Annotated in this window: 8 protein-coding genes and 1 pseudogene; all 9 read left to right on the top strand. The window is 30.2% G+C overall.

The genetic code is table 11. The features are described from left to right. Nucleotides 1-201: 201 nt before the first annotated feature. Nucleotides 202-1,337, top strand: a pseudogene (locus tag E4100_RS09590) (EpsG family protein). A 66-nt stretch (nucleotides 1,338-1,403) separates the two neighbouring features. Beyond that, a complete protein-coding gene (gene rfbA / locus E4100_RS04435) occupies nucleotides 1,404-2,288 on the top strand; it encodes a glucose-1-phosphate thymidylyltransferase RfbA (protein WP_135270836.1) in 885 nt (294 codons plus the stop codon). A gap of 13 nt (nucleotides 2,289-2,301) precedes the next feature. Further along, a complete protein-coding gene (gene rfbD, locus E4100_RS04430; RefSeq protein WP_135270835.1) occupies nucleotides 2,302-3,702 on the top strand; it encodes a dTDP-4-dehydrorhamnose reductase in 1,401 nt (466 codons plus the stop codon). 4 nt (nucleotides 3,703-3,706) lie between these two features. Continuing rightward, the gene (gene rfbB, locus E4100_RS04425) at nucleotides 3,707-4,762 is read left to right on the top strand and encodes a dTDP-glucose 4,6-dehydratase (protein WP_135270834.1); all 1,056 of its coding nucleotides are present in this window, start codon (nucleotides 3,707-3,709) and stop codon (nucleotides 4,760-4,762) included. A 313-nt stretch (nucleotides 4,763-5,075) separates the two neighbouring features. Beyond that, entirely contained in the window at nucleotides 5,076-7,490 is a 2,415-nt protein-coding gene (locus E4100_RS04420; RefSeq protein WP_135270833.1) for a hypothetical protein, read from the top strand. Nucleotides 7,491-7,797: 307 nt separating this feature from the next. Further along, a complete protein-coding gene (locus E4100_RS04415; RefSeq protein WP_135270832.1) occupies nucleotides 7,798-8,529 on the top strand; it encodes a plasmid pRiA4b ORF-3 family protein in 732 nt (243 codons plus the stop codon). A gap of 51 nt (nucleotides 8,530-8,580) precedes the next feature. Beyond that, nucleotides 8,581-8,799, top strand: coding sequence for a type II toxin-antitoxin system RelB family antitoxin (relB, locus tag E4100_RS04410; protein WP_135270831.1), 219 nt, complete (start codon nucleotides 8,581-8,583; stop codon nucleotides 8,797-8,799). Between the two features lie 742 nt (nucleotides 8,800-9,541). After that, complete coding sequence (gene pseB / locus E4100_RS04400) at nucleotides 9,542-10,546, top strand: UDP-N-acetylglucosamine 4,6-dehydratase (inverting) (RefSeq protein WP_135270829.1); 1,005 nt, start codon at nucleotides 9,542-9,544, stop codon at nucleotides 10,544-10,546. A gap of 15 nt (nucleotides 10,547-10,561) precedes the next feature. After that, the gene (gene pseC / locus E4100_RS04395; RefSeq protein ID WP_135270828.1) at nucleotides 10,562-11,752 is read left to right on the top strand and encodes a UDP-4-amino-4,6-dideoxy-N-acetyl-beta-L-altrosamine transaminase; all 1,191 of its coding nucleotides are present in this window, start codon (nucleotides 10,562-10,564) and stop codon (nucleotides 11,750-11,752) included. Nucleotides 11,753-11,758 lie beyond the last annotated feature (6 nt).

The raw sequence follows: 11,758 nt of genomic DNA, 5'->3' as shown, positions 1-11,758 counted from the left end.
AATAGAGAAAGAAAGTCATCTTGATTTTGATTATAAAACTTATCAAAATCATTAGAAATATCACAAAGATTTAATTGTTTAGCTGAAACTGGCATAAGATTCTCCTTTCTGTTTTGTTTTGAGTTATACACATTTTGACACTGTATATATACCCAAAATGGGGGAAATCTAGCCATTTCAATATATAAAAAGGCAGTAAATATGGGAGTTGTAGAGTTCTACAACCAGCTGCTAAAGATGATTAGAAGGGAGGGAGGAGCTTTGATTTATGCTTTGACTGTTATTACTATTTTTCAATCTATAATAAAAATTTCAAGGAAAAAAAGTTCTTACATAATTCTTTTGATTATGATGTTAGTTATATCAATGGGGAATTATTTCAACGCTGATTATTTAGTTTATGAAAGAATGTATAATAATGCAGAATATTCAAGACTAGAACCGGTTTTCTCTCTACTTATGGCTTTAGGAAGAACAATTGGTTTATCATACCATCAATTTGCAGTGATGGTTATATTAATAGGATTTATAATTATTTTGAGTTCGATTAAAAATAAGAATATAACTAATTATGTACTGCTAGCGTACTTGTTCTACCCATTTTTATTAGATGTAACTCAAATAAGGTTTTTTTAAGTGTGGCAATATTTGTATATTCTTCTAAGTATCTAATAAATGATGATAAGATAAGTATTGTAAAATATTTAGTATGCATTTTTTTATCCGCATCAATACATATTTCCTCTCTGTTTTATTTAATATTTATTTTGCTAAAGGTAAAAAACAATTCAATTAAAAAATTTTTAAAACTTTATACGTTTTTTTTAGCAATCTCGTTTGTTTTCATTGTTTTATTAAATAACAATCAAATTCCGTTCATAGATAATCTGCTAAAAATCTTTGATATGGAGATGTATTACGTTTATTTTAATACAAAAGTTGATTTTGGCTTTATCATCCCAGTGTTCTATTATTTAGCAAGTATTTATTTATTAAAGAAATCTTTATCTATTCTCAGAAAAAGTGAGTATTATGGGGGTAAAGAAGAAAAGTTCGTGAATTTGGTATTAGGAATGCACATTATAAGTATTATATTATTTCCTTTGTTTTTAGTGAATCTACAGTTTCTTCGCTTTTATCGTAGTTTGGCAATATTGAAATATTCAGTTTTTGCACTAACAGATTTAAGTATTAAAAGAAAAACTAAATTGAGATATTCGTATAACATTCAAGTGGCACTTTTTGTAGTTATTAATTTTGTCATGGAATTGATTTTACAGGATAGGTTTACAAGAGTATTTATTCCTATATTCGATAATAATCTCTTATTTAAATAAAATATGAATATATAAAATTTAAGTACGATAAATGAGCACTACCTAATAATTAAAGGAGGTAAAATAATGAAAGGTATAATTTTAGCTGGAGGATCAGGAACGCGTTTATATCCACTAACAATGGTTACTTCAAAACAACTATTACCAGTATATGACAAACCAATGATATATTATCCCCTCTCAGTACTTATGTTAGCAGGTATCAGAGAAATTTTAATTATCTCTACACCTCATGATTTACCTAATTTTAAGAGGTTGCTGGGTGATGGTAGTGAGTTTGGAATTAGTTTATCATATGCTGAACAACCTTCACCTGATGGATTAGCACAAGCGTTTATTATTGGTGAAGACTTCATAGGTGACGATAAAGTAGCCATGATTCTTGGAGATAACATATATTATGGGAATGGATTTACTCACATACTTAAAGAAGCAGCTGAAAATGCAAAGGATGGTAAAGCTACAATTTTTGGATATTATGTCAATGATCCAGAAAGGTTTGGCATTGTAGAATTTGATGAAAATGGCAAGGTAATTTCAGTTGAGGAAAAGCCAAAAAATCCAAAATCTAATTATTGTATAACCGGTCTTTATTTCTATGATAATAGAGTAGTAGAGTTTGCTAAGAAAGTGAAACCCTCAGCAAGAGGAGAACTCGAGATTACTGACTTAAACAGAATGTATCTTGAAGATGGTAGTTTATGTGTAAAATTACTTGGCAGGGGATATGCATGGCTTGATACTGGAACAATGGATAGTCTAATTGAAGCAGCAGAATTTGTTCAAATGATTGAAAAGAGACAAAGTATAAAGATTTCTGCTCTTGAGGAAATAGCTTATCGTAACAATTGGATTGATAGACAGACACTTTTAGCATCAGCTGAAAAATATGGGAAATCACCATATGGAGAGCATCTCAAAAAGGTTGCAGAAGGGAAAATTAGATACTAAGAGAGGTAACTCAATGAATATTATAAAAACAGAAATAGAAGATTTATTGATAATAGAACCAGAAGTTTTCGGAGATCATCGAGGTTGGTTTTCAGAAACTTATTCTAAAGCTAAGTTTAAAGATTTAGGAATAGATATTGAATTTGTTCAGGATAATCATTCTATGTCAGCACAAAAAGGAACATTAAGAGGATTGCATTTTCAAAAAAATCCAAAAGCACAAACAAAGTTAGTGAGATGTACAAAAGGAAAGATTTTAGATGTTGCTGTTGACTTAAGGAAAGGTTCCCCTACATATAAACAATGGGTAGGAGTCGAGCTATCTGAGGATAATAAAAAGCAGCTTCTCATTCCAAAAGGCTTTGCTCATGGGTTTTTAACTTTAACTGATGATGTAGAAGTTCAATATAAAGTTGATGAATATTATGTACCTGAGTGTGATAGAAGTATACGATTTGATGATCCAGATATTGGAATAAATTGGGGTATTAAAACTCCAATACTTTCAGAAAAAGATTTAAAAGCACCATTACTCAAAGACAGTGACGTAGATTTCAGCCTAAAATTTATGGTTACAGGAGTAAATGGTCAACTTGGTCATGATGTCATGATGAAATTAAAAGAAATGGATTTTGATGTTATTGCTCCTATGCGAGATGAATTTAATCTTACAGATAAGAACCAAGTTAAAAAATATATTTTAAAAGAAAGACCAAATGTAATTATTCATTGTGCTGCTTATACAGCTGTTGATAAAGCAGAAGAAGAGAAAGATTTATGCTACTTAGTTAATGTAGAGGGGACTAGAGCTATCGTTGAAGCAGCGAAAGAGATTAATGCAAAAGTAGTTTATATAAGTACAGATTATGTATTCGATGGCACAGGATTAGAGCCACATTCTGAAGACAAAGCAACTAATCCTATTAATTACTATGGGTACACAAAAGAGCAAGGGGAGAAAATCGTCAGAGAATTAATTGATAAACACTTCATAGTCCGAACTTCTTGGGTTTATGGATTGAATGGCAATAATTTTGTTAAAACTATGCTAAAACTTGCTGAATCAAGAAATGAAATTAATGTAGTGAATGATCAAATTGGAGCACCAACGTATACAAAGGACTTAGCTGATTTTATTGTCAAATTAATTAAAACAAAAGCATATGGAACTTACCATGGCGTGAATGAAGGTTATTGCAGTTGGTATGAATTTGCTGAATCGATTTTCAAAAAAACTGGGATTGACATAAGAGTAAATCCGATCTCTACTAAAGATTATCCAACGAAAGCAAAACGTCCTTCAAACTCAAGATTATCAAAAGAAAATACAACAAAAGCTGGTATTGATAAAATGCCACATTGGGAAGATGCATTAACCAGATTTATCGAAGAACTAAATAAGCAGGAGGATTAAGAAAATGAAAACTATTTTGGTAACAGGTGGGGCAGGATTTATTGGTAGCAATTTTGTTAAATTAATGCTCGAAAAGCATCCGGATTATAGAATTATCAATGTAGATGCTCTTACATATGCTGGAAATCTAGAGAATTTAAAAGATATTGATAACAACCCTAATTATAAATTCATCAAAGCTGACATTAGAGATAGAGAAAAAATTGAAGAAATTTTCAAGAACAATGATATTACTTCAGTTGTAAACTTTGCAGCAGAATCACATGTAGACAGAAGTATTGAAGAACCAGAAGTGTTTTTAACTACAAATATTATAGGAACTCAAGTACTTTTAGATGTAGCTAAGAAATATTGGAAAGTTAATCCAAGTGATAAATATTGTAAGGAGTATAAAGAAGGAGTAAAATTCTTGCAAGTGTCAACTGATGAAGTTTATGGAGCATTAGGCAAAATTGGAAAGTTTGTCGAGACAATGCCTCTCATGCCAAATAGTCCATATTCAGCTTCAAAAGCAAGTGCTGATATGATTGTAAGAGCATACCACGAAACATTTGGAATGCCAATAAATATAACAAGATGTAGCAACAACTATGGTCCATATCAGTTCCCAGAGAAGCTCATTCCACTAATGATTAACAATTGCTTAAAAGATAAAGAACTTCCTGTTTACGGTGATGGAATGCAAGTGAGAGATTGGCTTCATGTGTATGATCATTGTTCTGCAATTGATACGGTTCTACATAAAGGAAGAGTTGGAGAAGTATATAATGTCGGTGGAAATAATGAGAAGACAAATATTGAGATTGTAAAATTTATTATTCATACTATTGGTAAATCAGAAAGCTTAATAAAATACGTAAAAGATCGACCAGGGCATGATAGAAGATATGCTATTGATAACACAAAGATTACTACAGAACTTGGTTGGAAGCCAGTATATACATTTGAACAAGGTATGAAAGAAACAATTCAGTGGTACCTTGAGAACACTGAATGGATTGAGAATATCATTTCTGGTGATTATGCTAATTACTATGATAAAATGTACTCAAGAGTATAATTTTTGAATATGAATTTTATATTATAAAGTTTTTATGTCAGCCTTTTATCGACATATTCACCTTTAAACATAGCGTTATATAATTATAAATGTGAGCTGACTTGGGACTGTTATTAAGATGATGTAGAAAAGCTACACTTACTTAATATAAAAGTTATTAAAAGAAACTAGTATTATTAGGGTAAAGTTTATATGAGATAAAATTAGTATTAAATCAAAACGGGCATTTAAAACCTGAAGATTTGCCCGTTTAACTTTTATAAAGAAATGTCAGAATATTGCATAAATAGGTTTGCGTGGGAGGTGAATTGTGATGATTAAAACAAGAAAATTGATATTAACTACTTTATTGATTCTATTGTTTGGCATATTTATGGACATTTTATCTTATCAAGGAATCTCACTGATTAGTGTAAGTAAAGAATACATTTATTACGTGTACACAGCTATAGTGACAATTGCTGCCATAAGTGCAACATTACTTACAATAGTTGTGAACTCATTTGATGAAAAATATTATGGATTTTCAATTAAAGAGATTGCAAATTTCAGAAATGATTATTTAATATTATCTCGTATAATTCCTGTAGTATTATCATCAATAGTTATCTCAACATTGATATTAGCTATAGGTATGATAAACACTCTAGTGGCAATTCTTATTACTGTGGTTCTTTTGATCTCAACAACAAGTAAATATACATGGAAGCTAATCAGCGACGAGAACTTTTGTACAGATAGAGTATCGGAAGAAATCAATATTATTGTTGAAAAGAATAATAACAAAGAGATTGAGAGCTTATTTAAAAGATTATTTGCGGGCCTGAATTATTCAATTGAAACATATGGGATTTCAAGTATTGACAAACATTTAAATATGATTTCAAATACTATAGTGAAAAGCAAGTTAACAGAGGATATTTCTATATTGATAGATAAAGAATTAAGGGATACTTTTAAAATTGTTAGTAATTCTATTGGATTTATTCCGGCTATCGACAAAGTTCTTAAACTTTATAACTCAATGGAGCAAAAGTATAGTAGCTATGACAAAAGAGAAATTTTTTATAAAGAGCTTCAAGACATTCAATTTCTAAATGATAAAGAACTTAATTCAAGCTCTATGATTGAGATCTCAAATGGATTTGAGGATCAAAGTTATATAGAGGACGATGATAAGATATTCATACTATACCAATATTTTTTGAACATATATTTCAATGATATTATCAATAAAGGAGTAAAAAATAGTTTGTTAGAAAAGTTGATAATTCATGTTTCTGAATTTCGCTATCCAGTTGAAAACAACTATGATACTATTAAACAGAAGACATTATTATATATCGTCAGAGATTTCATACTGGTTAATAAAGAAATTGAAGATGCAAAGGATATATTAATTAGTATATCAAAGGTTTTATATTCTCAAAGGAATTCAAAAAGCGATAAGCTATTTGAAACAATCGCAATAATCTATTTAGCAATATATCTGTATTCTGAATTTGAAACAGAGACTTTATATAAAGAGCACCGTAAGAAATTGAAATCTTTAATTTATGAATATGAGCGAAACATTCATACAAGTAGAATATCTTTTAACTTAGTTATTAAAACATGTTTTAAGCAAATAGTGAAGGCACTTTGGAACTTGTCTCCTCAAGATTATAAAGAATTAAAATTTCTTGAATACTTTCCTCCGAAATTTATTGTCAAGACTAGTGTGTGGAATATAGATATGGGAGTAAACTTTGCTATATTTAATTACTTATTATCATATTATGAGTTTGGACTAATTCCATATAAGATGATAAATAATTGGGATGGAATAGAAAACAAAAAATTTTACATTGGTTCTATGTTGGATTTCTTTGACTATGACACTCAGACTATTAAAAAGCCAAATCTGGATAAGATGGAAGAAATATCAGAGTGGATTGGTATTAGATACTCATTAACACTGGATGTTCAAAAGGGTATGTTCAAAAACTTAAATGAAGAAATGGAACGATTAGTGGACGAAGAATTAGAAAAAGCAGTTGATACTGTACCAAAAATACCTGATATAAATTATCTATTAAAACAGCGTTTTAAAGATTTTTATGGATATAACGAATCGATCGATGTTAAAAATTCTAAAGAAATGCGTTTTAGACCTTTGATAGTGGATTTACAATATTGCAACAATGAACTAAACATTTCGGAGAGACTTGCTGGATATTTTGAAAGTTTTTTAAATGATCAAATTGAAAAAGAACTTTCTGTAGTGGAATTGAGCTTTGATTTGGATGGAGTAAAAGTGCTACTTGATCAATTAAAAAATAATCGCTACAATAAGAGGAATTATACTTATGTAGATGACTGGGCATTTAATAAAGGAGTAAAAGAATCAGAAGAATATAAAGAATTAGTTACAATAATTGAGGGTATCAGTTTTGAAAATACTAGTCCTATTGATTTTCATATATTTTTCAAAGAAGGTTGCTTAGACTATAACATTGAAATCACAGAGTATGAGCATGACTTCTTAACAGATGATGAATGTTCAGTTTATGTTGAGAATTTTAAAGTTGCAGATGGACTTTATAAATTAAAAGATGCCTACTTGAATAAAAGTAAAGCCATGGAGGTTATCATGAAAGGCTATAGGAAGGAATTAGTATCATTCAAATATAAGTCTAATCTGAATAGGGATTGTGGTTTTCTTATAAGGTATAAATATAATAGGTAGAGAAAATCACATTAAGAGCAGCTACATATCTTGATTCTAACTTAAAAATTGATTGATTCTATGGAATTATGGGAAGCATATGATAAAATAGATGAATAATAAAATAAAATATACTTACAATTTCTCAGTTTCCTTATGTTACAAGGGGAAGAGATTATAACATGTTTTTAATTGTTAAAGTCGTAAAGTTGTCCATGATTATTTGGAAAATCATCAAGAGATTATTAAGAGTTTCGATCAATCAGAATAGAGAACACAAGTATAAATATAATAATCCGTTTTAGAGTCTGAATGGAGGAGATTAAAAATGAAATCATATATAATAAGAATAGAACTTGAAGATTCTAATCCATTAATTTGGAGAAGAGTTATAATGCCTGCAGGGGCTACTTACAAAAGGTTACATGATATTATTCAAAATGTTACAAATTTCCAAAGCGGGTATCCTTTTGATTGGTATCACTTGTATGAATTTGATCTGAAAGAAGAAAAAATGATCGTTACAAATGATGAAGAAGCGTACATAGAGCATCAAGATTATGTAAAAAATAAGGAGTATTACGAGGAGCGACTTAAAAATACGTCTTCAGACATGCTAGGATTTGAGCAGTACTATCAGGAGCGACTTAAGCTTGAGGTTCGCAAACCCACAAAGCTAAAGATTGATGATTATTTTGAAAAATATAAAGAGATTAGGTATAGCTATGATTTTGGAGATGGATGGCACTTTACAGTTAAACTTGAAGATATTGTAGATGATTATTACTTTGGATACCCTACACTACTTGATGGTGCAGAGACAGCTCCACCAGAAGATGTCGGAGGTATTTATGGGTTTTATGATTTCCTTGAAATATATAATGATCCAAATCATCCTGAACATGATGAAGCTAAGGCTTGGGCAGAGGGGTTGAATTTCAAGGAGTACGATCCAGATTTGATCAATGAAAAACTAAAGGAAATTAATTACAAGAAAACTGAGTGGGACAAGATTGAACACGCGTATTACGAGCTGATAAAGGATAAGTATGGGAAGTAATTTTGATTATTTGTTTATGGAGTAAATCTAATGGGATTTGGAGGTGGTATCTTGCCTATAGTTTTATTAAAATTAAATGATAAAGAGGATATATTAATAAGAAAATATGCAGAGATTCATAATATGGACTTATCAACATTTATCTGTCAAGCTGTTATGGAGAAGATAGAGGATGAATATGAACTTTCATTATTTGACAAGGTATTAGAAGAAGAACAGAATAAAGAGCGTATAAGCCACGAAGACTTAAAAAAGGAACTTGGATTATGAAGTATAGGTTTAAGAGTATCACTTTATTTTAGTGGGATTACGAATATTGCTATGAAATCAGCGTCTAATACAACACCATTTAATCCGCAAAACTAAAAAACAAAAGAGATATTATTAGAAAAAATATTTATAATCATAACCAGTCAAATATGTTGATTAATATAGCAACGGAGCCTATAATATAATTAGATTATAACCCATTAGAAAGGTTATTATGAGCTCGATAAATGGAAAGTATATAGATATAAGATCCATTGTAAAATCTTTTGGATTAAAGGAATCTCACTAACTCATTTCTAAAAATAGCAATCAAGTTAGACTCCACTATGTCTACTCTTTTTAAATGGAAGAGAGCAGGACTTAATAGGAGTCATTTTCATATATTAAAATACACAGAGATGTTTTTGAGATATATGAAAAATTTAATGACAATCTTTAATTTTTTAAAGAAGAAACCGAAAATATATATATGAAAGTAGTTTTAAAAACATTTTTTTAAGCTAAAGAAATCTAATCAAATTGTGTTTTAAGTTTTTATAACTCATATTACAAATTTACTCGTTACCAAAAAAATACAGTATTTATAAAAAAGAATAGATGCGTAGCAAAGACTAATGTATTACATATTATAGATTGTAAGTTAATATTCCAAAGATTAAGTACAATTGTATAAATTTCATCATATAAAAAAATACTATGTTAATAAAAACTAAACTTTCAATTACAAAAAAGGAGAAATAATATGCTTGACAACAAATCAATTTTAATCACAGGTGGAACCGGTTCATTCGGGAAGAATTTTATTGAAATTCTCTTGAAAAGTTATAACCCAAAAAAAATTATCGTTTATTCAAGGGATGAATTTAAACAGGATGTAATGAGAAAAGATCTTGCACAAAAGTTTCCAGATAAAATTTCAAAATTAAGATTTTTTATTGGAGATGTTCGAGATAAAGAAAGATTGTATCGCGCATTTAATGGTGTAGACTATGTCATTCATGCCGCTGCAATGAAACAGGTTCCAGCATGTGAATACAATCCATTTGAAGCTATAAAAACAAATATTCATGGTGCTCAAAATATTGTGGATGCAGCTTTAGATTGTGGTGTTAAAAAAGTTATAGCACTTTCTACAGATAAAGCTGTTAATCCGATCAATCTTTATGGTGGTACAAAGCTTGTTTCAGATAAGTTATTTATTTCAGCCAACTCTTATCGTGGGGACGAAGGTACAGTGTTTTCGATTGTCAGGTATGGTAACGTGTCTGGAAGTAGGGGATCTGTAATTCCTTTCTTCAGAGAGTTACTTAATAATGGAGTGAAAGAATTACCAATTACAGATCCGAGAATGACAAGATTCTGGATGACTCTTGATGATGCAGCTGATTTAGTTATAAAAGCTTTAGAAGAATCAAAGGGAGGAGAAACGTATGTGTTTAAAAATCCTTCTTATAAAATTATAGATGTTGCTTCTGCTATGAACCCAGGAGGAAAGATAAATATTGTCGGTATAAGAGAAGGTGAAAAACTTCATGAGGTTATGATAACTAGTGATGATTCTAGAAACACGTATGATTATGGAAACTACTATATTATTTATCCTAACTATATATGGTGGTCTAAGGATGATTACTTTAAAGATGGAGGAACTTTGATTAAAGAAGGTTGGGAGTATAATTCAGGAACAAATTCTGAGTGGTTAGATGTAGAAAGTTTAAGAAAAAAGATAGAAATGTTAGGTCTATAAATTGGAGGAATTATTGTGGATAAACTTGCTATATTTGGTGGGAAACCAATAAGAGATACCTATTTGTCATATGGTAAACAAACTGTAGATGAATCAGATATTCAAGCCGTTGTTGATGTATTAAAAGGAGATTATCTAACCACTGGTCCTTTTGTAAAAGAATTTGAAAATAAAGTAGCTAGCTATGTAGGAGCTAAATATGCTGTTGCTGTTTCAAATGGTACTGCTGCTTTACATATGGCATGCTTTGCAGCAGGAATAAAAGATGGTGACGAAGTTATAGTTAGTCCTATGACATTTGCAGCTTCGTCAAATGCTGTACTTTACTGTGGCGGAACTCCTGTTTTTGCAGATATTGATCCAATGACATATAATATAGATCCAGATGGAATTGAAGCGAAAATTACGAATAAGACAAAAGCAATTATTCCAGTAGATTTTTCAGGCCAATCTGTTGACATGGACAGAATTAAAGAAATTGCTGATAAATACAATTTAATAATTATAGAAGATGCTGCGCATGCATTAGGAAGTGAATATAAAGGGACAAAAGTTGGAAGTAAGGCAGACATGGTTGAATTCAGCTTTCACCCAGTAAAACTTATAACTACTGGTGAAGGTGGGATCGTTACAACTAATAGTGAAAAACTGTACAAAAAGATGATGATTTTTAGAAGCCATGGTATTACAAGAGAGAAGGAGATTTTAAATGAAAATCATGGTCCTTGGTACTATGAGCAACAATATCTTGGATACAATTATCGATTGACTGATTTTCAAAGTGCTCTTGGAACAAGTCAAATGAATAAAATTGAAGATTTTATAAGTCGAAGAAGAGAAATTGTCAAACTATATAATGATTCATTTAAGGATCTAAAAGAAATTGTGACTCCATTTGAGGCTGAGTACTCAAATTCGGGCTGGCATATCTATGTAATCAAAATTAAACCTGAGTTATTAACTGTAACTCGGAAAGAGATATTTGAAGCGCTGCAGGCTGAAAATATTGGGGTGAATGTTCATTATCTCCCAGTATATCTTCATCCTTATTACAGAAATTTAGGCTATGAAAAAGGTTTATGCCCTAATGCAGAAGAATTGTATAAAAATATGATAACCTTACCTCTATTTCCTAGCATGTCTGATAAAGATGTGAATGATGTAGTGACAGCAGTGAAAAAAGTAATTGACTATTATCGAAAGTAGGGAAGA

It is taken from the genome of Soehngenia longivitae (assembly GCF_004684055.1).
In the GTDB taxonomy this organism is placed as follows: Bacteria; Bacillota; Clostridia; order Tissierellales; family Tissierellaceae; genus Soehngenia; species Soehngenia longivitae.
The sequence above is the reverse complement of the archived record's forward strand: the minus strand, read 5'-3'. Positions and strand labels throughout refer to the sequence as shown.

Excerpts from the sequence above, each read along its gene's own strand:
- rfbA (WP_135270836.1), top strand. The coding sequence starts at position 1,404 with ATGAAAGGTATAATTTTAGCTGGAGGATCAGGAACGCGTTTATATCCA.
- rfbD (WP_135270835.1), top strand. The coding sequence starts at position 2,302 with ATGAATATTATAAAAACAGAAATAGAAGATTTATTGATAATAGAACCA.
- rfbB (WP_135270834.1), top strand. The coding sequence starts at position 3,707 with ATGAAAACTATTTTGGTAACAGGTGGGGCAGGATTTATTGGTAGCAAT.
- E4100_RS04420 (WP_135270833.1), top strand. The coding sequence starts at position 5,076 with ATGATTAAAACAAGAAAATTGATATTAACTACTTTATTGATTCTATTG.
- E4100_RS04415 (WP_135270832.1), top strand. The coding sequence starts at position 7,798 with ATGAAATCATATATAATAAGAATAGAACTTGAAGATTCTAATCCATTA.
- pseB (WP_135270829.1), top strand. The coding sequence starts at position 9,542 with ATGCTTGACAACAAATCAATTTTAATCACAGGTGGAACCGGTTCATTC.